This window comes from Paraburkholderia phenoliruptrix (assembly GCF_902859825.1).
In the GTDB taxonomy this organism is placed as follows: Bacteria; Pseudomonadota; Gammaproteobacteria; order Burkholderiales; family Burkholderiaceae; genus Paraburkholderia; species Paraburkholderia phenoliruptrix.
The window spans coordinates 1-20,003 of record NZ_CADIKB010000007.1; the positions used below are offsets into that span (position 1 = coordinate 1).

At 65.5% G+C, this 20,003-nt stretch carries 17 protein-coding genes; 4 read left to right on the plus strand and 13 right to left on the minus strand.

Annotated elements, in window-relative coordinates; all coding sequences use genetic code 11:
- Positions 1–80: 80 nt before the first annotated feature.
- Positions 81–218, minus strand: coding sequence for a hypothetical protein (locus HV711_RS09950; protein ID WP_175145079.1), 138 nt, complete (start codon positions 216–218; stop codon positions 81–83).
- Positions 219–326: 108 nt separating this feature from the next.
- Positions 327–1,022 (minus strand): ATP-dependent Clp endopeptidase proteolytic subunit ClpP, encoded by a 696-nt coding sequence (clpP, locus tag HV711_RS09955; protein WP_035479357.1) that lies wholly within the window; start codon positions 1,020–1,022, stop codon positions 327–329.
- Between the two features lie 199 nt (positions 1,023–1,221).
- Here clpP and HV711_RS09960 point away from each other — a divergent pair, with 199 nt between their 5' ends.
- The gene (locus tag HV711_RS09960; RefSeq protein ID WP_035479356.1) at positions 1,222–2,439 is read left to right on the plus strand and encodes a sigma-70 family RNA polymerase sigma factor; all 1,218 of its coding nucleotides are present in this window, start codon (positions 1,222–1,224) and stop codon (positions 2,437–2,439) included.
- Here HV711_RS09960 and HV711_RS09965 read toward each other — a convergent pair.
- The 3 genes from HV711_RS09965 to HV711_RS09975 form a co-directional block, all read right to left on the minus strand.
- Positions 2,395–3,669 (minus strand): EAL domain-containing protein, encoded by a 1,275-nt coding sequence (locus HV711_RS09965; protein ID WP_035479369.1) that lies wholly within the window; start codon positions 3,667–3,669, stop codon positions 2,395–2,397. The genes HV711_RS09960 and HV711_RS09965 overlap by 45 nt on opposite strands.
- A 320-nt stretch (positions 3,670–3,989) precedes the next feature.
- Entirely contained in the window at positions 3,990–5,450 is a 1,461-nt protein-coding gene (mdtD, locus tag HV711_RS09970) for a multidrug transporter subunit MdtD (protein ID WP_028360938.1), read from the minus strand.
- A 96-nt stretch (positions 5,451–5,546) separates the two neighbouring features.
- On the minus strand, positions 5,547–6,956 hold the full coding sequence (locus HV711_RS09975; protein ID WP_028360937.1) for an aminotransferase-like domain-containing protein: 1,410 nt from the start codon (positions 6,954–6,956) through the stop codon (positions 5,547–5,549).
- Positions 6,957–7,148: 192 nt separating this feature from the next.
- On the opposite strand from HV711_RS09975, the gene HV711_RS09980 reads away from it, so the two are divergent.
- Entirely contained in the window at positions 7,149–7,454 is a 306-nt protein-coding gene (locus tag HV711_RS09980) for a DUF2917 domain-containing protein (RefSeq protein WP_028360936.1), read from the plus strand.
- Between the two features lie 122 nt (positions 7,455–7,576).
- Here HV711_RS09980 and HV711_RS09985 read toward each other — a convergent pair whose 3' ends face one another.
- Positions 7,577–8,806, minus strand: coding sequence for a citrate/2-methylcitrate synthase (locus HV711_RS09985; RefSeq protein WP_035479353.1), 1,230 nt, complete (start codon positions 8,804–8,806; stop codon positions 7,577–7,579).
- A gap of 141 nt (positions 8,807–8,947) precedes the next feature.
- Here HV711_RS09985 and HV711_RS09990 point away from each other — a divergent pair, with 141 nt between their 5' ends.
- Positions 8,948–10,357, plus strand: a complete 1,410-nt coding sequence (locus HV711_RS09990; protein ID WP_035479352.1) for a CoA transferase — start codon at positions 8,948–8,950, stop codon at positions 10,355–10,357.
- 45 nt (positions 10,358–10,402) lie between these two features.
- Here HV711_RS09990 and HV711_RS09995 read toward each other — a convergent pair whose 3' ends face one another.
- Positions 10,403–11,149 (minus strand): GntR family transcriptional regulator, encoded by a 747-nt coding sequence (locus HV711_RS09995; protein ID WP_013589427.1) that lies wholly within the window; start codon positions 11,147–11,149, stop codon positions 10,403–10,405.
- Positions 11,150–11,356: 207 nt separating this feature from the next.
- On the opposite strand from HV711_RS09995, the gene HV711_RS10000 reads away from it, so the two are divergent.
- A complete protein-coding gene (locus HV711_RS10000) occupies positions 11,357–12,202 on the plus strand; it encodes an aldo/keto reductase (protein WP_035479351.1) in 846 nt (281 codons plus the stop codon).
- Between the two features lie 66 nt (positions 12,203–12,268).
- On the opposite strand, the gene HV711_RS10005 is transcribed toward HV711_RS10000, so the two are convergent.
- The 6 genes from HV711_RS10005 to HV711_RS10030 all read right to left on the minus strand — a co-directional run bounded on the left by HV711_RS10005 (position 12,269) and on the right by HV711_RS10030 (position 19,996).
- Positions 12,269–12,751 carry a hypothetical protein gene (locus HV711_RS10005; RefSeq protein ID WP_015003594.1) on the minus strand — a complete coding sequence of 161 codons (483 nt, stop codon included), beginning with the start codon at positions 12,749–12,751 and terminating at the stop codon, positions 12,269–12,271.
- An 85-nt stretch (positions 12,752–12,836) separates the two neighbouring features.
- On the minus strand, positions 12,837–15,005 hold the full coding sequence (locus HV711_RS10010; protein ID WP_028360932.1) for an ABC transporter ATP-binding protein: 2,169 nt from the start codon (positions 15,003–15,005) through the stop codon (positions 12,837–12,839).
- Complete coding sequence (locus HV711_RS10015) at positions 15,002–15,871, minus strand: ABC transporter permease (protein WP_035479350.1); 870 nt, start codon at positions 15,869–15,871, stop codon at positions 15,002–15,004. Before HV711_RS10015 ends, HV711_RS10010 begins: the two co-directional genes overlap by 4 nt.
- Positions 15,868–16,875, minus strand: a complete 1,008-nt coding sequence (locus HV711_RS10020) for an ABC transporter permease (RefSeq protein ID WP_013589422.1) — start codon at positions 16,873–16,875, stop codon at positions 15,868–15,870. The genes HV711_RS10015 and HV711_RS10020 overlap by 4 nt, the downstream gene beginning before the upstream one ends.
- 42 nt (positions 16,876–16,917) lie before the next feature.
- On the minus strand, positions 16,918–18,591 hold the full coding sequence (locus HV711_RS10025) for an ABC transporter substrate-binding protein (RefSeq protein ID WP_035479348.1): 1,674 nt from the start codon (positions 18,589–18,591) through the stop codon (positions 16,918–16,920).
- A gap of 376 nt (positions 18,592–18,967) precedes the next feature.
- The gene (locus HV711_RS10030) at positions 18,968–19,996 is read right to left on the minus strand and encodes a HoxN/HupN/NixA family nickel/cobalt transporter (RefSeq protein WP_035479347.1); all 1,029 of its coding nucleotides are present in this window, start codon (positions 19,994–19,996) and stop codon (positions 18,968–18,970) included.
- Positions 19,997–20,003 lie beyond the last annotated feature (7 nt).

Here is a 20,003-nt window from a genome sequence, read left to right on the forward strand (position 1 = left end):
GCGGTTCTCCTTGGTTCCCTGTTCGGGAGGTTGGTCCTGGAAACCCGATTCTCTCGGATTCCACTGGCGAACCGCCGCCTTCAACCTTCAACTACGCCTGGGACATTGCCCACCAGCTTGATGTCGAACTTGTCGTATTTCGCGTCGCGCACGCCCAATGCGACATTCTCGAAGTCGCAAAATAGCGCCATGCTGACGGTTTCGTTGGATGACGCCATGTAAATCTCCATTGAAGCGCTCGTCGGAGTCGACGAATCGCGACCATGATAGCGATTCCAGCCAACGGGATCAGATTTTGTCCAGGCAACGCAGCGAGCCGCGCCGGGCTACATGTCATTGCGCCTGCTTGATGCGCCGGAGGAGGCGCCGGAGGAGGCGCCGGAAGAGGAACTGGAAGAGGAGCCGAGTGCCGCGCGCGTTTCCAGTACTTCGTCGACGAGGCCATACGTTTTTGCCGCTAACGCGGACATGAAATTGTCGCGGTCCGTGTCGCGCGCGATTTCCTCCACGCTGCGCCCGGTTCGTTCGGCCATCATGGCATTGAGGCGTTCGCGCAGGTAAAGCACTTCTTTCGCCTGAATGTCGATGTCCGCGGCCGTGCCCTGGCTGCCGCCGGAAGGCTGGTGAATCATGATGCGCGCGTTGGGCAATGCATACCGCTTGCCGCGTTGGCCCGCACACAGCAAAAACGTGCCCATGCTCGCAGCGAACCCGGTGCATAAGGTAGATACCTCCGGCTTGATGAATTGCATGGTGTCGTAGATTGCGAGCCCGTCGTACACCGACCCGCCTGGCGAATTGATATAAAACGAAATGTCCTTGTCCGGGTTCTCCGACTCCAGAAACAGTAGTTGCGCCACAATGAGACTGGCCGACTGCTCGTTCACCGGGCCGACCAGAAAGACGATCCGCTCGCGCAGCAGGCGCGAATAGATGTCGTAGGCGCGTTCGCCGCGGCCGGACTGCTCGATGACGGTTGGCACGAGGCCGAGGCCTGTGGCGGGTAGATAGCTGGGTTGCATGGTTGTCTCGTCAAAGTGGGCTACTGTCCCTATGACGACCCGGCTGCAGGCAGCGTGACAGGAAATTTTTTTCGCCCGCCTGTCACGCGGCAGTCCGCCCAACCGTCAAGCTGCTAATGGATGCCTTTGCGGCGCGCCGTCGAAGCATCCTGTAGGCGGCGCACGCGCTTTTCACCACGCATGATCTGGAGGTCCACGCATGAAAGAACACGAAATCGACAAGGCATCCAGCTTCGGGGCGGTGCGGGCCCGTCTGCTCGCGTTGGCGTACCGCATGCTCGGCAGCCGCGCGGAAGCGGAGGACATCGTGCAGGACGTCTGGCTGAAGTGGCATCTTGCCGATACGCACGAGGTACAGACACCGGCCGCGTGGCTCACTACGCTCACCACGCGCACGGCGATCGACCGTCTGCGAAATGTGCAGCGCGAGCGCGACTCCCAGGCTACCGGATGGCTGCCTGAGCCATGGCTGGACGAAGTTGCGCCATCGGCTGAAGAACTTGCCTTGCGTGCTGCGGAAATGTCCTATGGCGTGATGCTGTTGCTCGATCGTTTGAAGCCCGACGAGCGCGCGGCTTTCGTGCTGCACGAAGCCTTCGATTGCGACTACGCCGAAATCGGCAAGATCCTGGAGCGCGCGCCAGCGAGTTGCCGGCAGATCGTCCATCGGGCCAGGGCGCGCTTGCAGCGCGCGGGTGCGCCGTTGCAACGGCGCGATCCGGAGGCGCACGCGCGGATCGTCGAGCGTTTGCGCAATGCGCTGCAGGCGCAAGACAGGGTGAGCTTGCTCGAGTTGTTTAGCGATGCGCCGGAAGTCGTCACCGACCAACCGGTGTGCCGAGCGGCAAGTGCGGTGGCTCATTCGGCGGCCATTGCGCCTACCGAGGCGGCCACCCACGCGCACCGGGTGCGGGCAAAGGCGCTTGCCGAGACGGGGCCCACCGCGCTTGATTTCGCATTCGGCGACTGGATGGAGCGGGTGACGTCGCTCGCGCGGCAGGCGAGTCATGCGGAACTGGTGTCGGTGGACGGAGCGCTTTCCATTGCGCTGCTTGTCGAAGGCGAGGTCGTCGCGTTGATCGACGTTTCAACCGTCGGCTCTGACTGCGGCCTGACAGCTGCGGCCAAGGGCGGCGCGAGAAGCGGTGCTGCAACCGGTGTCACAACCGACAGGGCGGCCGGCGCCACAACTCACCTAACGAGCGACGAGTTGCGAGGCCCAAGCCCGGTCTACGGCTACGCAGACGGCGCGGCAAAGATCGTCTCGTTACGCGCGGTGACGAGCGCGTCGCGGTTAGAGGCCGCCAACCGCCAGCTTGGCCGCGCGGCTGTCACCGAAATGCTGGCGCGAATCCAGCAGCGCTCGCTGGATTCAATTGCGATGGGCCGTGACTTCCCAGTTGATGTCTACGCATAGCACCTGCGTGCCGCCCGGTGTATGCGCTGCAATAGACGCCGTCACGCACAGGTGTGCTTCATTGATTGAGAGATAGGGAGGGGTCAGATGTACTTGGCCCGGTGCCCGCATCGCCTGGATGAAATAGGGGCGGCGCTCCCAGCTTGCGCCTTCCGAATGCAACAGCGGACGAAAGCGTTTCGCGCGTTGCGAGGCGCGCCCGGGGGGCAGCACGTTATCGCCGATTTGCCGTCCGGAGCCGTCCAGAATGAAACAGCGCGCCGTCTCGCCGAGCTTGAGCAGCGGGGCTGTCGCCTCGGCCGCAGGCTGCCCGGCAACGAGTTGTGCCGCCGCCGTTTCGAGCGCGCTGACATACGGGGCGAGCCGCGCGGCCTGTGCGCGTTCGCGTGCGGCGACCCGCTCGCGCAGCGCTGCGGAGAGCGAGTCCATCAGGCCGGCAGCGGTTTGGGGTTTGACCGGCTCGACGCTCGGGCCGGCAAAGAACGCGCCCTGCACGAAGTCGACGTTGCATTCGAGCGCGATCAGGGCGTCACGCTCCGTGGTCAGGCCGCCCATCAAGACCAATTGGCCCGACTCATGGAGCAGCGAAACGAGGCCGGGCAGGACGCGTTCAATATGCGAATGCTCGCTAGCCTGTGCAAGGATGCAGCGGTCAAGCGTGACGATGTCGGGCCGCAGATTCCACACGCGGTCAATGTTCGAGTGCTTGGCGCCAAAGCCGTCCAGCGCGATGAGGAAGCCGGACTTGCGCAGCGCGTCGATGATCTCGGCGAAGCGAGTCGTTTCGCCGCCGGCCTGCTCGGACACTTCGAGCACCACGCGCTGCGGCGGCAAGCCCAACGCCTTCAGGCCGGCGAGCAACGCGTCGCCATAGCTGGTATCCATCAGCGCGGCCGGATGGAGGCTCAAGAAGAGCCATTCGTCGTGACTGTCGAACGCGTTGAAGTTGCCGAGGTGCAGCGACTCGGCCAGTCGGCCAAGTTCAAGCAGGTCGCCTCGGCGCGCGGCCTGGGTGAAAACCTCGTGCGAAGGCACTTGCTGCGCATGCTCGTCGTGCGCACGCAACGAGGCGTGATAGCCGATCGCGCGCCGGTGCGAGACGGAGAAGACTGGCTGAAACACGCTGAAAACGGTGTATGCGCCGTAAAGTACCGTGCGCCGCGAGCCTTCGTCGCCGGCCATTGGGCGGGGAGGCTGGAAGCCGGGAGGATCGAGTTCGATCATGCTCATCATGTCAGTCGTGTGGGTGGCGGCGAGATTGCGTGTTGAATGCGGAATCTGCATGCGCAACACGGCAGTTTACAGGATAGGCGAGCAAGATTTATGCGCATGCAGAAGCGCTGACGAGGCGTGTAATTGACGCGTGCGTCCCTGAACGTCGGGCATCAGCATGGCGTGTGCGCCCGCAATCCGCACTTTGCTGGTGCGCGCCGCGCCCTGTTGCGGACCGAAGTGGACCTGGAGGACATTAAGTCGGATTCAGGGCAAGCGTATGTCCCGGTGGGAAGAGGAGTGCTGAATCAGACCCAAGCGCGGCGGGTCAAAGAAACTCACGTTCGCTCGGAGGGATCCGTCTTCCTGCCCGGCGTGCGGATTTCGGGCGACAACTGCGCGAAGATCCACGCGGAACCCGCGGTGATGATGCCGACGCAAAGGAACGTCGCGTGAAAAGCGGGCAGAGAGTTGGCCGCCGTCACCCGCGGCAGGAGGCCCGTGAACGTGGCGAGGAGGGCGCCGGCGACCGTGACGCCGAGGCTCATCGAGAGCATCTGGACGAGCGAGAACAGGCTGTTGCCGCTGCTTGCGCCGCCGGTGCCGAGATCCTTGAGCGTCAGCGTGTTCATCGCCGTGAATTGCATCGAGTTGACGCCGCCGAACAAGGCCAGTTGCACGACTCTCAGCCACAACGGCTGCCCGGCGCTGGTCAGTGAAAAGCTCGCCATGGTCAACCCGACGAGGACCGTATTGGCGATCAACACGCGGCGATAGCTGTACTTGACGATCAGCTTGGTCACGAGCCGCTTCGAGGCCATGCCGGCCGCGGCGACGGGCAGCATCATCAGGCCCGCTTCGAATGCGCTGTAGCCGAGGCTCACTTGCAGGAGCAGCGGAATCAGGTAGGGCATTGCGCCGCTTCCAATCCGCGCGAACAGATTGCCGAGCAGTCCGACGCTGAACGTGTGAATCTTGAACAGATCGAGTGGAAAAATCGGTGCGGGCTCGCGCACGGCGTGCAAGCCGTAGGCGACAAAGCAGGCCAGGCTCAGAATCAGCAGCACGAGTACGGTGGCATGTTGAATGCCGAATTCGGTGCGGCCGTCGAGTGCAAAGGAAATCGCCACCATGCCGACGATCAGCAGCCCATAGCCCTTCAGGTCGAACTTGCCGACCTGCTCGTTGCGACTGTCGGGCATGAAGATAAAGGTGGCGATGCATCCGGCGACACCCACAGGCACGTTGATCAGAAAGATCCAGTGCCACGACGCGATCTTTACGAGCCAGCCGCCGAGCGTCGGCCCGATCAACGGTCCGATCAGTCCTGGAATCGCCACGAACGAAAGCGCCGGCAAGTAGCGTTCGGCCGGAAAGGTCCGCAGCACGGCGAGGCGCCCGACCGGCAGCAGCATTGCGCCGCCCACGCCTTGCACGACACGGAAGATCACCAGCTGGTTCAGCGTATGAGCGTTGGCGCAGAGCAGCGAGCCGACGGCGAAAACGAGAATCGCGCTGAAGAATACGCGCCGGGTGCCAAGCTTGTCGGCGAGCCAGCCCGAGACTGGGATCATGACGGCCATCGTCAGCGAATAGGCGATCACCACCGACTGCATGCGCAGCGGCAGTTCGCCGAGGCTCGTCGCCATCGCGGGGAGGGCCGTGTTGACGATTGTCGAATCCAGCGTCTGCATGAAGAAGCCCGTCGCGACGAGCCACAACATGACGGTGAGCGAGCGGGCCGAAGGAGTGCTGGGCGCGGCAGTTGCGGGGGCGGGCGGAGTCGGCGGCGTGGACATGAAGTGGCGGCGAGGCGCGGGGACGGGCAGGGACTCGCTATTCTAGGGAAAAGCCGCGGGCCACGCAGGAAGGCCCGGGTGCGCGCGGCGCCAGCTTCAGCGCAATTGCGCCGCTGCGCGAAAAAACGCCTGTGCGCGCGGCTCGTTGCCGAACGCCGCATGAATCCGGATCCACGGACTCGGCTCCATGCCCGGCCGGAAGTAGCTGCCCGGCGCGACCGTCACGCCGAGCGGCGCGCCGCATTCCACCAGCCGCTCGGCATTCTCCACGTGCGGCACGCGCGCCCACAGGAATTTGCCGCCGACCGGTTTCTCGAACACTTCCCATCCCGCCTCTTCGAGCGTCTGAATGGTCGAGCCGAGCGCGTCGCGCATCCGGCGGCGGAGTCGTTCGAGGTATTTGCGATACGCGCCGCGCTCAAGCAGCGACGCTGTGACGGTTTCGGCAAAAAGCGACCCGCCGATGCTCGTCAGCATCTTGATATCGACGAGGTCCTTGATGATCGCGTGGCTCGCGACCACGCAGCCGATCCGCAGCGAAGACGATAGTGTCTTCGACAGTCCGCCGATGTAAATCACGTGTTCGAGCTGGTCGAGGGTCGCAAGGCGATCCGTGACGTCGGTCTGGAAGTCGGCGTAGATGTCGTCTTCGATGATCGTGAAGCCGTGCTCCCGCGCGAGTTGCAGCAGCCGGAACGCGACCGGCGGCGCAACGGTCGTGCCGGTCGGATTGTGGAACACCGTGTTGATGAAGAAGAGCTTCGGTCTATGCAGTTTCAACTGCGCCTGCATGACATCGAGGTCCGGCCCGCTGCGCGTACGCGGAATGCCGACGAGACGAACGCCGTGCAGCTTCAGCAGCCCGTACAGGTTGTAGTAGCCGGGGTCTTCGACGAAGATCGTGTCGCCCGCTTTCAGCATGTAACGCATCAGCAGGTCGAACGCCTGGCTCGCGCCATGGGTAATCACGATCTGCGATGTGTCCGCGCGGATGCCGAGTTGCGCGATGCGAGCCTGCAAATGCTCGCGCAAGCTCAGGTTGCCGAGCGGCGTCGCGTAGTCGACCATGCTCGCGGGATCGGTGCGCAACACATGGCGTATCGCCTGGGCAATGCTTTCCGTATCGCGCCAGGCCTCGGGGATGAATCCGCTGCCGAGCTTCAGCGTTTCGCCGGGATGGTTGAACTGCTGCAGCAGGTGGCCGGATTCGTCTTCGGCGCGTCGCGGGTCCGAGGTGCCGTCGCATGGCGAGCCGCCGGGCGGCCGGTCGGCCACGTAGAAACCGGAGCCGTGGCGCGAATCCACATAACCGAGCGACACCAGCCGGTCATACGCCTCGATTACCGGAAAGCGGCTTACGCCGTAGTCGGCTGCAAACTGACGGATCGACGGCAATTTCGAGCCGGGATGGGCGGCGCGCGAGCGGATCCACGTCGTGACGCCCGTCACGATCTGTTCCGTCAGCGGCACGCCGTTGTCTCTATCGAGTTGAATTTGAAGTCGCATGCACTTTCCTTCCCGAACGAGACGCGCAGTCAAAAGAGCCGCAGGCGCGGCCACTCACACAACCACCCGCGCCAACTGTTCGGTTTTTCGACTGCACAGTTCCGACGAAAGTGTTCGGAACTGTGCATGGGTATCCGATCTTCGCACGACAATAATCGCTACACCAGAAAAGTTCTTTGAAGGAGAACGGTCATGCGTGAAGTGCGAATTTTCGAACTGGAACATGAGGAGCCGGCGACCGCCTGGCGTGTCGCGCGTCCGTCCACTTTCAAGGTGATTTCGGGCGAGATCTGGCTGACGGTCGAGGGCGACAGCGAGGACTACTGGCTCGCCGCGGGCGAATCGGTCGAACTACCGCGCGGAGCCGTCGCGTGGATCAGTGCGGGGCAAGCCGGCGCGCGCTTCGCGCTCGCGAGCGGCTCCGAGCGTGGCGCCACGAAGCCGACGCGCGGTGCGTCGCTGCCGAACTGGCTGCCGCGCTGGCTTGGCGCTGCCTGACGGCGGGCGGCCGGCTACACCCACGCCCGTGCCGCCCGCCGCCAAACGCCGGCTGCTAACCATCGGCCGCCAAACGCCCGCTGCTAACCATCGGCCGCTAAACGCCCGCCGCTAACCGCCGACTAACCGCCGACCTCTCCGACATACCGCGCCCGCGGCCGGATCAAACTGCCGTCGCGCGTCTGTTCCATGGCGTGCGCAATCCAGCCGACCACGCGTCCCACCGCAAACAGCGTGAACGCCGCGCCGGCGGGCAAGCCGAGCACACGCTCAATGGCGGCAAGCGCAAAGTCGACCGTGGGCTTTGCGCCGGTCGTATCGCGGACCGCGCGCGCCAGCGCTTCGATCTCACCGAGCGGGGAGCGCGCCGGCGCGCATTCCCGCAGCAGGTCCAGCAGCAACCGCGCACGCGGATCGCCGTCCGGATAAAGCGGATGGCCGAAGCCCGACAGCACCGGTCCTTGCACACCTTGTTCGTGTCGCGACAGACGCGTGGCCAGAAAGCGGTCGAGATCGGCGGCGCGCGACGCTTCTTCCAATAGCGCGGCGATGCGCACGGTTTCGCCGCCGTGGCGCGGGCCGGCCAGCGCGGCGAGGCCGCCCGCAACCGCGCCGAACAGGTGCGTGCCCGTCGACGTAATACAGCGAACCGTGAACGTGGACGCGTTCAGCTCGTGATCTGCGCACGCCACCAGCGCGGCGCGCAGCAGCGCCGCCTGCTGCCGGTTGCGCACCTGCCACACCGACGCCAGTTGCCGATGCAGCGGCGCATTCGACGGCGCGGCGGACATCATCCCAGCGGCCAGCAGCCGCATCACGGCGCATGCATTGTCGAGTTGCGCCTCGCGCCCGAGCGCCCAGACCCGCGGCAATTGCGCGGCCGCGGCCGGCAGCAGGACGAGCGCCCGGTCGAGCGGCGTGCTGTCGCTCCAGAGCTTGAGCCACGCGGCCCATTGAGCAGCGGCGAGCGGGACGGCGGGCGCATCGGCAATGCGCGCCGCGCTGCATTCCCATAACAAGGCCGCGATATCCTCCAGCGATTCCGTGCGCGCGAGCGCCATCGCATCGCGCCCGCGATACAGGAGGCGGCCGTCGGCAACGAGCGTGATCGACGATTCGAGCACCGGCACACCCCAGTCCAGCACCTTCTGCGCGACTTTGCCGGCGCGCTTGCCGTCTGCCTTGCGCCGCGCGAGGCGCCGCACTTCGCGCGCGTCATAGCGCCGCTGTTTGCCTTGCGCATCCGGCGAGGAACTCAGCAAGCCGCGGCTCACATACGCATAGAGCGTGGCGACGCTGATGCCGAGTTCGGCGGCGGCTTCAGCGGCGGTCAACGAGTCGGAAGAGGACATAAAGGTAAGCGACGAGGTCGGAGTAGTAAGCGGCCGACAACCAAAGAATTCAATATATATTGATTATCATAATCAAGATTGATTCGTGCAAGGCGCGCTTCTAGACTCGTTCACATTCCTCTCGACTCGAATGTGAACGCCATGACCCCCGAACTCGCGCTCGATCACATCTGGACACTCGCTCGGGGTGAGCCCGCTGCGCTTCTCTCCGTCCACCTGACCGGCCAGGAGCCGGGCCTGCCGTCGGTGTTTCGCGTCGGCGCGCTCGCGTCGGCGACCATTGCGGCGACGGGCCTCGCGGCGGCGGAATACCATCGGCTGCGCACGGGACGCGGGCAGCACGTCACCGTGGACATGCGGCGGGCACTGGCGTCGTTTCGCAGCGAGCGGTATCTGGGAATCGACGGCGGCCCGCCGCCCGTGCTGCGCGATCCGGTGACCGGGTTCTACGAGACGCGCGACGGCCGCTGGATTCAACTGCATACGAATTTCGCGCATCACCTCGCGGGCGTGTTGAAGGTGCTCGGCTGCGGGAACGAGCGCGCGGCGGTCGCGTCGGCGATACGCGGCTGGGAGGGCGCCGTGCTCGACCAGACGCTCGCCGATGCAGGCCTCTGCGCGGCACTGATCCGCACGCCCGACGAGTGGGCCGCGCTCGATCAGGCGAAAGCAATCGCGAGACTGCCGCTTTTCGAAATCGAGCGTATCGGCGATGCACCGCCGGAACTGGCGCGGCGTCATCTATCGCCATCCGGTCAGGGCGGCGCCCGGCCGCTGTCCGGCGTGCGCGTGCTGGACCTGTCGCGGATCATCGCCGGGCCGGTCGGCGGCCGCGCGCTCGCGCAGCATGGCGCCGAGGTGCTGATGATCAACGGCCCGCATCTGCCGAACATTGCGCCGCTCGTCATCGACAACAGCCGCGGCAAGCGCTCCGCCGTGCTCGATTTACGCGACGCTGCAGGCCGCGACACGCTGCGCGGACTGACGCGCGACGCCGATGTCTTTCTGCAAGCCTATCGCCCCGGCGCGCTGGCGGCGCGCGGCTTCGGTCCCGACGACGCCGCGCGCGTGCGGCCGGGCATCGTGTATGTATCGGTGTGCGCGTATGGATATGACGGACCATGGGCCTCGCGGCGCGGCTTCGACAGTCTCGTGCAGTCCGCGAGCGGCATTGCGGCGACTGAGTGGCAGGCAGCGGCATCGCCCGGACCGAGACATTTGCCGTGCCAGGCGCTCGATCACGCGACTGGTTATCTCGCCGCTTTCGGCGCCATGATCGCGCTGGCCCGGCGCGCGACCGAAGGCGGAAGCTGGCACGTGAAGGTATCGCTGGCGCAGACAGGCCGGTGGCTGCAATCGCTCGGCCAGATTCCGGATGGACAGACAGCGCCTGACATCACGCTCGACGACGTGCGCGACTGCCTCGATACCGTTCAGTCCGAGTTCGGCCGCGTGCGGGCGGTGCAGCCGGCCGAGCAACTGGAGGAGACGCCGGCGTTTCTCGCGTTGCCGCCATCGCGGATCGGCGCGCACGAGGCGAAGTGGCTTTGACGGCGCGATGCGGCTGCGTCTGAGCGTCTTTCCCTAAGCGACGAATTATTTGCGCAGTTCCGCCACGAAATCGTAGTAATCGTTGCGGCAGTACGTGTCGGTCAGTTCAATCGCACGCTGATCCGCGGTGTAGCCGACGCGTGTGATCAACAGCAGCGCTTCGTTCGGCGCGATACTCATCTGCTGCGCGATTTCCTCGCTCGCATTCACCGCGCGGAAGTGCTGCAGCGCGCGCACGATGGTCAGCCCGCGATTCTCCAGATACGTGTACAGCGAATCGCCGATCGCCTGCGGATCGGGAATCACCGCGGCGGGAAAGGTCGAATTCTCGACCGCCATCACAATGCCGTCCGCCAGACGCAAACGCCGCAGACGCGTCACGGCCGCGGCCGGCGAAAGCCCCAGTTGGATCACTTCCTCGCGATTGGCCGGCTCTATTTCGCGGGAGAGCCACTTCGAGCTCGGCGTGAAGCCGCGCCGGCGCAGCATTTCGCTGAAGCTCGACAGCCGCGACAGTGGATCTTCATAGCGCGGCGTGATGAAACTGCCGGCGCCTTGCGTGCGTCGAATCAGGCCTTGTTCGACGAGCAAGGCAATCGCCTTGCGCGAGGTGATTCGCGAAACGCCAAGCGCCTCCGAGAGCACGCGCTCGGACGGCAGCGCCTCGCCGGCATTCCAGCGGTTCTCGTGAATCGCCGTGCCGAGCTTGCGGGCAAGTTGCAGATAGAGCGGCGTGTCGTTTTCCGGGTCCGGGCGCAGATCGCGCCAGCGGTCTTCCGAGGCAGAGGTCATGGGGCTTACGCTAGAAGGGCGAGGAGCAATTCTAAGACATCGGCGCGCCGCGTTATAGCGGGCTTTTGCCTGGTCGCCGGTCGGAGGCGGGCGCAGCCGCTAAACTCGTCGGTACGCATAGAGCCGCACCGCCGTGCTTGCGCGCCGCGTCGCTGCGCCGGTGCATGTGCGGAGCTTCAGCCACAGTCAGTCACTTCAGGAGTCAGCATGACGAGCGATATCGCAAGCGTGAGCTTGCCCGACGGCGAGCGCATCCCGAAACTCGGGCAGGGCACATGGGAAATGGGCGAGCGGCCCGCGCGCCGCGCGGCGGAGATCGACGCGCTGCGATGCGGCATTGAGCTCGGCATGACGCTGATCGATACAGCCGAAATGTACGGCGACGGCGCCACCGAATCGCTGCTCGGCGAAGCGCTTGCAGGACTGCGCGACCAGATATTCCTCGTCAGCAAGGTGTATCCGCATAATGCGAGCCGGCGCGGCGTGATCGCCGCGTGCGAACAGAGCCTCAAACGTCTGAAGACGGATCGGCTCGATCTGTATCTGCTGCACTGGCGCGGCTCCGTGCCGCTCGCGGAAACGGTCGCGGCGTTCGAAGCACTGCGCGAGGACGGCAAAATCCGCCACTGGGGCGTGAGCAACTTCGACACCGACGACATGGAGGAACTCGTGGCCGTTGCCGGCGGCGCGGCGTGCGCGACCAACCAGATTCTGTATAACGTCGCGCGGCGCGGGCCCGAGTTCGATCTGCTGCCCTGGCTCGCCGCTCGCAACATGCCGACCATGGCCTACAGCCCCGTCGATCACGCGCGTCTGCCGAAACGCTCGCCGCTCGACGACATTGCAGGCGCGCGCGGCGTGTCGGTGTTTCAGGTGGCGCTCGCGTGGGTGCTGCAGCAGCCCGGTGTGTTCGCGATTCCCAAGGCGGGCCGCGTCGAGCACGTGCGCGACAATCACCGCGCGCTCGAATTGCGGCTCGAGGCCGAGGAACTGGCTGCCATCGACGGCTATTTCAAGCCGCCGCGCGGCAAGCGCGCGCTGGAAATGCTCTGAGCGCCGCGCTCGCCGCGCCGGCCGCAAGCATGCGGACAAGCACGCTCACAAGCACGGCCCGCGTTCTCAATTGCAGCTGTGATGCATGTGCACCGAGCCCAGCACCGCGACTTCGGCCGGCGTGTGCTTGAGCGAGTCGTCGTTGACCTCGCCCGCGTCCGCGACGAATTCGTCGACGATCGACGACACCGGCGTATTGCGCAGGCACAGCGACACGCGCTGCGTTTCGTTGGCCGGCAAGGACGCGCGCTGACCGAGGAACAGCACGCCGTACTGATAGCCGTGGATGATGCCGCGAATGGCGCCGACACATTGACCCTGGGCGACGTTATCGCTTTTCTGCTTGCAGGTCTGCGCGAGCGAGTAGGCGGAGAAGCTGGGATCGACAGGCGGCGCGGCCTGCGACAACGTGGGCGACAGCGGCTGCGCAGCAGGCGCCGGCTTCTGCACGCCGGTTTGCGCGTGCGCGAGCGAGGCGAAGCCGAAAGCGGCGGCCGCCGCGAGGCCGGCGACCGCGCGTGCCGCGGAGCAGGGGACGTTTGCTTGCATGTTGTGGTGCCCTCATATCGAACGTTGAATCTGATATGAGGCAATTGCCGCGCTTTGGTTCCGGACCGGCGCGCGGCGCGCACATCTATCGCGAAGCGTCGCCGTCGGCGTTTTTCGCCGGGCCGGTTGGCGCATCGTCGGGAGCGCCAGACACCTGCTCGCGTGAGGCGCTTTGCAGCGCGCGCAATTCGTCGACCGGAATATGACAGCGAATCCGATGCGCGCCACCGTCGCCCGCATTCGCAAACGGCGGGTCCTGCTGTTCGCAGATTGCGCCCAGCTTGCGCGGGCAGCGTGTATGAAACACACAACCGGAGGGCGGCGACGCGGCGCTCGGCAAATCGCCGGACAGGCGTATGCGGGTTCTGCCCGGATGGCCGTCGAGCGTCGGTACCGATGACAACAGCGCTTCGGTATAGGGATGCTGCGGCCCGTCGAACACGGCAGCGGCCGGTCCGACTTCGAGCAGCCTGCCGAGATACAGCACGGCGATGCGATCAGACAAATAGCGCACCACGTGCAGATCGTGCGAAATGAATACATAACTGACGCCGCGCTCGCGTTGCAGATCGGCAAGCAGATTGAGAATCGCGGCTTGCACCGAGACGTCGAGCGCGGAAGTCGGTTCGTCGCACACCACGACGCGCGGCTCGCCCGCGAAAGCGCGCGCAATCGCGACGCGCTGCTTGAGTCCGCCGGACAGCTGGCGCGTGCGCGAGCCGAGATAGCGCTCCGGCAAGCGCACGGCGGCGGTCAAGCTGGCGAGCCGTTCGTCGATGGCGGCACCGCGCAGCGCGCCAAGCCGCGACAACGCACGGCCGATCAGCCGCTTCACCGAATGCGCGCGGTTGAGCGCCGAGTCGGGATTCTGGAACACGATCTGCAGCGATTTCACCTGCTCGTCGTTGCGTCGCGTGACGCGCGCGGCGAGCGGCGCGCCGTCGAGTTCGAGCACGCTGCCCGCGTCGGGCGTGAGAAGGCCGAGCATCAGTTTCGCGAGCGTCGTCTTGCCGCTGCCCGACTCGCCGACGAGGCCGAGCGTCTCGCCGGCGGCGAGATCGAGCGACACGTTGTCCACCGCGCGCAGCGCCGCGCCGGAAACGTGGAATGTCTTCGACAGGTTCTCGGCGCGCAGCGCGAGCGCGCGCGGCGGGTTGCCGGCTGTCGCGTCGTTGCGTGCGGGCGATGTCCGCGGTTGGGCGCTTCCGCGCGGCAGCTCGATGGCGCGCTCGTGATAGTGGCAGCGCGACATCTGATCGCCATGCGCCGCGCCGACACGGTACGGCGGCGGCGCCTCGCGGCGGCAGCGCTCGTCGGCGAGACGGCAGCGCTCCGCATAGATACAGCCTCGCGTCACCGAGCCCGGCGCGGGCAGGCCGCCCGCAATCGTGTCGAGGCGCTCGCTGTCCTTGCTGCGGCCCGCTGTGGGCAAACAGCGCAACAGCCCCACCGTGTACGGATGACGCGGCCGCGTGAAGACGTCTTCTGTCGCGCCTTCTTCGACGAGCTTGCCCGCATACAACACGCCGACGCGTTCGCACATGCGCCCGATCACCGCGAGGTTGTGGCTGATGAACAGCACCGCGGTACCGAACTCGGCGCGCAGTTGTGCCACGAGGTCGAGCACTTCGGCTTCGACGGTGGCGTCGAGTCCCGTGGTCGGTTCGTCGAGAATCAGCAGAGCGGGGTTCGAGGCGAGCGCCATCGCAATCACCACACGCTGCTGCATGCCGCCGGACAATTGATGAGGATAACTGTCCATCACGCGTTCCGGCGACGCAATGCGCACCCGTTGCAGCATCTCTAGCGAGCGCTGCAAGGCTTCGCCGGGTGCGGCGCCTGCCGCCTCGAATGCTTCCGACACCTGCCGCGCAATGGTGAGCGACGGATTCAACGCGCGGCCAGGATCCTGATAGACCATCGAAATCGTATTCGCGCGCAGGGTGCGCAGCGCGTCGGCGTCGAGCTTGTTCACATCCGCGCCGGCAATGACGATCTTGCCCGCCTTCACCTTGCCGTTGCGCGGCAAATAGCGCAGCGCCGCCATCGCGACGGTCGACTTGCCGCAGCCCGATTCGCCGACGAGTCCATACGCTTCGCCGCGCCGCACGCGGAACGACACATCCTGCAGCACCTCGCGATCGCGTCCGCGCATCCGGTAGGCGACCGTCAGGCCGACCACGGTCAGCGCATCGGTGCGGTCGCTCTTCGACACGTCGAAGGCGGGGAACGAGGAGGGCGGCGGTCCGTTCATCGGTCGAGCACACCTTGAACGCCGTCGGCTATCAGATTCACGCCGACGACGAGCGTTGCAATCGCGCCGGCGGCGAACACGACGGTCCACCATGCGCCGCCCGCCATCAGCGTGTACGACTCGGAAAGCGCGAGGCCCCAGTCGGCGGAAGGCGGCTGAATGCCGAAGCCGAGAAACGACAGCGTGGCCACCGCGAAGATCGCGTAGCCGAGCCGCACGGTGGCTTCCACGATGATCGGCGGCAGCACGTTCGGCAGAATCTCCGCAAACATGATGTACGGCGCACGTTCGCCGCGCAGTTGCGCGGCGGCGACATAGTCGAGATGACGCTCCGCGAACACGGCGGCGCGCACCGTGCGCGCGGTGATCGGCGTGAACGTGATGCCGATCACGAGGATCACGGTGAAGTTCGACGCGCCGACGGCGGCGAGCGCGAGCAACGCGACGATGACGAGCGGCAGCGCAAGAATCGCGTCGATCGCGCGGCCCACTACGTTGTCGACCCAGCCGTCGAAGTAGCCGACGACGAGGCCGAGCGCCGTGCCCGCCGCGGTGCCGAGCAGCGTCGCGAGCGGGGCAATGGTGAGAATGTCGCGCGCGCCGACGATCACGCGCGAGAACACATCGCGCCCGAGCTGATCGGTGCCGAACCAGTGAGCGCGATCGGGCGGCGTCAGCGAATTGAGCGGATCGGACGCGTAAGGGTCGAGCGGCACGAACCATGGGCCGGCAATCGCACACCCGATCCACCACGCGACAATGAGCACACCCGCGACGAAGGTGGGCGAGCGCAGCAGCACGCGCAATTGATCGAAGCGCGGTTCGCGGGCGGCGCGCGGCGTGGCCGGCGGAACGATCGTGCTCATTCGGCGCTCCCCACGCGCAAGCGCGGATTGAGCAGCACGTGCAACGCATCCGCGACCAGGTTGGCGACCGTGTACACCACGCCGATGGTCAGCACGCCGGCTTCGAGCATCGGAAAATCTTTGGCTTTCGCGGCGTTGTAGATCAGCGAGCCGATGCCCGGATAGCGGAACAGTGTCTCGACCACCACGAGGCCGCCGATCATATAGCCGAGCTGGGTGGCGGCCACTGTGATGGTGGGCAGCAATGCATTGCGCAACACGTGCCGCCAGATCACGACATGTTGCGGCAAGCCCTTGAGAATCGCGGTGCGCGTGTAGTCGGCGTCGAGCGCCTCGACCGTGCCGGCGCGCGCCATTCGTGCGATGTAGCCGAAGAACACGAGCACGAGCGGCAGCACCGGCAGGATCAGATGGCGCAGCTGCTCGAGTGCGCCGGCTTCGGGCGGATACGAAGCCTCAATGGGCAACCAGCGCAGCCATACGCCGAAGACAAGAATCAGCACGATCGACGACACGAACTCGGGCACGACGGTGGCCGACAAACCTGCGATGCTGATCGTGCGATCGAGCCAGCGTCCCGCATGCATGGCGGACCACACGCCGCCCGCAATACCGAGCGGCACGACGACGATGAATGCGAAGAAGCCGAGCTTCGCGGAGTGTGCGAGCGCGTCGGCGATGAACGGTCCCACCGGTTCGCGATACGCGTATGAAAGCCCCATGTCGCCGCGCACGAAATGCGTAATCCATTGCGCGTACTGCGTCATGAGCGGACGATCTGCGCCCAACTGATGATTGAGCGCGGCGACCGCGCGCGCGTCGGCGAGCGGCCCGAGCACCGCGCGGCCGATGTCGCCGGGCAACAGTTGGCCGCCTGCAAAGACGATCACCGACAACAGCCACAACGTGATCAGCGACAAGCCGACGCGCGTCGCCAGAAAACGCACGACGCGGCCGGCGTTGCCGTTCGGCGCGGAAGCGGGGGAGTTCACCGTGGTCGACATGTTGAACGCCTTGCCGTCAAACGCGGTGCGTGAACGAGCCGCTCAAGCGCTCAACACCGCGCGGTCGAAATACAGCTGCGCGAGGGCGGTGAAGCGAACACCGTTCACGCCTTTGCGCATGGCGATCAGCTGGTCGTAGAAGAACGGAATGATGATCGGCGTTTCGTCGAGCAGCAGCGTCTGGATCTGGCCGGAGATTTTTTTCTGCGACGCGAGGTCGACGGCCGCGACGAACTGCGCGACCAATTGATCGTATTGCGCATTCCTGAAGTGCGCCGCGTTCCATGTGCCGGTGCTCGTGAGCGGCGCATTCAGAAACACATTGGGCACGCCGCGATGACCGTAGTCGGTAATGCCGAGCGGCGAGTCGAGCCAGTCCGATTTGCCCGGCGTGCCGGCGCCGTAATACAGCGACTGACTCTCCACCTTCAGATTGATGCGCACGCCGATCGCCTTCGCCGCGTTCTGCACGACGACCGCGAGGTCGGGAATCTCCATGTACTTTTCGGTAGTCAGCGTCACGTCGAAACCGTTCGGCACGCCGGCTTGCGCGAGCAGCTGCTTCGCCTTCGCGATGTCGATTTTGCGCTGCGGCACACCGGCATCGGATGAAGGAAACACCGGCGCAAACGGACTGTCGTTGCCGAGCTGCGCGCGGCCCTTGAAGAGTCCGCGCACGAGCACGTCGCGATCGAGCGACAACGCCAGCGCCTGCCGCACGCGCTTGTCCTTGAAAAGCGGATTGTCGTTGCGCATATGAATCTGCCGATGCGCGCTCGACTTCACGCCCACTGCCTTGTAATCCGGATTGTTCAGAATCGCGGCGCCGCCCTGCACGGTGAAGGTGCCCATCACGTCCGCCTGATGGCCTTGCAGCGCGAGCAACTGCGCCTGCTGATCCGCGTAGAACGAAAACTGTACGCGTTCCGGTAACGCTTTCTCGCCCCAGTAATCGGGATTGCGCACGAACGACGCGCCGACTTTCGGTTGATACTTTTCCAGCTTGAACGGCCCCGTGCCGATGAAGCTTTTTTCATAGCCGCCCGCGTAGCTCGCCGGCAGGATCACCGCGTTGTAATTGTCCGAGGAAACGTAGTACGGGAAGTTGCCGTTGGGCGCGTCCAGATGGAAAGCGACGGTGTGCTCGTCGACCGCCTTCGCGCCGCCTTTGGACAGCACGCCCTTCAACACGGACAACGCCGCCGAGCCGCTCGCCGGATCGGCGAGGCGGTCGAACGTGGCCACCACGTCTTTCGCGGTGAACGGCTGACCGTCGTGAAATTTGACGTTCTCGCGCAGCCTGAAGGTCCACACGTCGCCCTTGTCGTTCGGCTTCCACGACAACGCGAGCGCGGGCTTCAGCATCAGTTTCTCGCCGTCGTCGTCGATCAGGAATTCGCCGGTCTGGTTGAGTAGCGCAAGACTCGCGGCGTCTGTAACAGTGAGCGGGTCGACTGCGCCCGCAGGCGTCAGATGCGCGACGCGAATCGTCTGGCTCGACGGCGCACCCGGTTTCGTGCTGCCCTGTGCCGACGCACGCGGTGCGTTCAGCACGCCGCCGCCCACGAGCGACAGACCGATCACGCTCGCGTAGCGCAGCAGTTCGCGGCGCGTGATGCGGCCGGCGAAGAACTCGTCGATGGCGTGATTGCCGTAAGCGTCGGCTTGGCGGCGGGCGAGGTCGAGAGCGGGGAATCGGTCAGCGGCAGTCTTCATCGTTGGAATGTCCAGTCCGTTCGGTTGCCGGTTCTGAGGGGCCGCGCCGGATGCGCGTCGGGTCGACTGTGCGGCGGGCGAAATTTCGGCGATGCAAGGCGGCTTCAGTTTAAGCGATTGCTCGTGGATTGGAGCGCTTGCGGCGGCGTGGCGTTCGCGATCGGCGGATAAAAGGGCCGGTGTGTGTCGTTGTCACAACGGTCGGGGCGCCTGTGGCCGCGTGTCACCGAGTGAGATGCGGAAGCTGCGCGACGCGTTGCGCGCGGCATTCCCGCCATGATGTGCCGCGTCACGGCGCTATAGCGAACGAACCGGCAGAAAAGCCGTGGAAAGCTTGACCGCTCGAACGCGATAACCCGCTCGAGAGCGGTTGCATTTACCGCCTTGCGACGGCGGGCCGCCGCCAGCGGTGGAACAGTACCGAGCCGATCCAGCACGCCATGAATGTCGCGACGATGCCGTAGCCCAGCACGCCGAATTGCTCGTTGATGCGCGCCACCGCGTCCCACATGCGGCCATTGAGCCCGAGCTTGTCGGACAGCAGCCCCAACGCTTCCACGCCGCCGATCACGATGGCAACGACCGCCGAAACGAACGTGATGCTCGCGTTGTAGTAGAGCTTGCGCTTCGGGTCGTCCATCGCCCAGCCGTAGGCGTGGACCATCAGCACGTTATCCGTCGAATCGACGAGTGTCATGCCCGCGGTGAAGAGCGCGGGAAATACGAGGATCGAATACAGAGGCAGGCCCTTGCTGGCCTCCGACGCGGCAATGGCCAGCAGGCCGATTTCCGTTGCCGAGTCGAACCCGAGGCCGAACAGCACGCCGACGGGGTACATGTGCCAGCTTTTCGTCACGAGCCTGAAGAGGGGCCGCAGCGCGCGCGACAGAAGACCGCCGTGAGCGGACGCCTCGGCGAGACCGGGCGTGGCGGGAGCCGGTTCGCCGCCGCGTTGCACATGACGATAGCGGCGCCATACATCGCGCAGAATCGCGAGGTTCACAGCCGCGAGCACGAGGAGGAACGATGCCGAGACGATGGTGCCGATGGTGCCGCCCACTGCCTTGAACGACTCGAAGCGGCCATGCAGCGAATGCGCGGTCCATGCTATGCCGAGCGTCGCGAGAATCACGATGCTCGAATGTCCCAGCGAAAAAGCGAGACCCACGCCGAGCGGGCGCTTGCCGGCCTGCATGAGCTTGCGCGTGACGGCGTCGATGGCCGCGATGTGGTCCGCGTCGACCGCGTGGCGCAAACCGAAACCATACGCGAGCAGCGCCGTGCCGAGCAGCAGCGGATAGTGGCGAAACGCGAGCAGCGCCCAGCCCCACGCGCCGAGATTGGCGGCGATCAGAACGGCGTACAGCGTGAGAAGGCGAGGGCGCAGCGAAGCGGTCGGCGTCATGAGTCGC

What these genes read in the sequence shown, in the direction of transcription:
- HV711_RS10005 (WP_015003594.1), bottom strand. Translation starts at nt 12,751, where the DNA reads ATGCAAGCAAACGTCCCCTGCTCCGCGGCACGCGCGGTCGCCGGCCTC.
- HV711_RS09965 (WP_035479369.1), bottom strand. Translation starts at nt 3,669, where the DNA reads ATGAGCATGATCGAACTCGATCCTCCCGGCTTCCAGCCTCCCCGCCCA.
- HV711_RS09985 (WP_035479353.1), bottom strand. Translation starts at nt 8,806, where the DNA reads ATGTCCTCTTCCGACTCGTTGACCGCCGCTGAAGCCGCCGCCGAACTC.
- mdtD (WP_028360938.1), bottom strand. Translation starts at nt 5,450, where the DNA reads ATGTCCACGCCGCCGACTCCGCCCGCCCCCGCAACTGCCGCGCCCAGC.
- HV711_RS09990 (WP_035479352.1), top strand. Translation starts at nt 8,948, where the DNA reads ATGACCCCCGAACTCGCGCTCGATCACATCTGGACACTCGCTCGGGGT.
- HV711_RS10010 (WP_028360932.1), bottom strand. Translation starts at nt 15,005, where the DNA reads ATGAACGGACCGCCGCCCTCCTCGTTCCCCGCCTTCGACGTGTCGAAG.
- HV711_RS09975 (WP_028360937.1), bottom strand. Translation starts at nt 6,956, where the DNA reads ATGCGACTTCAAATTCAACTCGATAGAGACAACGGCGTGCCGCTGACG.
- HV711_RS10030 (WP_035479347.1), bottom strand. Translation starts at nt 19,996, where the DNA reads ATGACGCCGACCGCTTCGCTGCGCCCTCGCCTTCTCACGCTGTACGCC.
- HV711_RS10020 (WP_013589422.1), bottom strand. Translation starts at nt 16,875, where the DNA reads ATGTCGACCACGGTGAACTCCCCCGCTTCCGCGCCGAACGGCAACGCC.
- HV711_RS09960 (WP_035479356.1), top strand. Translation starts at nt 1,222, where the DNA reads ATGAAAGAACACGAAATCGACAAGGCATCCAGCTTCGGGGCGGTGCGG.
- HV711_RS10015 (WP_035479350.1), bottom strand. Translation starts at nt 15,871, where the DNA reads ATGAGCACGATCGTTCCGCCGGCCACGCCGCGCGCCGCCCGCGAACCG.
- HV711_RS10000 (WP_035479351.1), top strand. Translation starts at nt 11,357, where the DNA reads ATGACGAGCGATATCGCAAGCGTGAGCTTGCCCGACGGCGAGCGCATC.
- HV711_RS09980 (WP_028360936.1), top strand. Translation starts at nt 7,149, where the DNA reads ATGCGTGAAGTGCGAATTTTCGAACTGGAACATGAGGAGCCGGCGACC.
- HV711_RS09995 (WP_013589427.1), bottom strand. Translation starts at nt 11,149, where the DNA reads ATGACCTCTGCCTCGGAAGACCGCTGGCGCGATCTGCGCCCGGACCCG.
- HV711_RS10025 (WP_035479348.1), bottom strand. Translation starts at nt 18,591, where the DNA reads ATGAAGACTGCCGCTGACCGATTCCCCGCTCTCGACCTCGCCCGCCGC.
- HV711_RS09950 (WP_175145079.1), bottom strand. Translation starts at nt 218, where the DNA reads ATGGCGTCATCCAACGAAACCGTCAGCATGGCGCTATTTTGCGACTTC.
- clpP (WP_035479357.1), bottom strand. Translation starts at nt 1,022, where the DNA reads ATGCAACCCAGCTATCTACCCGCCACAGGCCTCGGCCTCGTGCCAACC.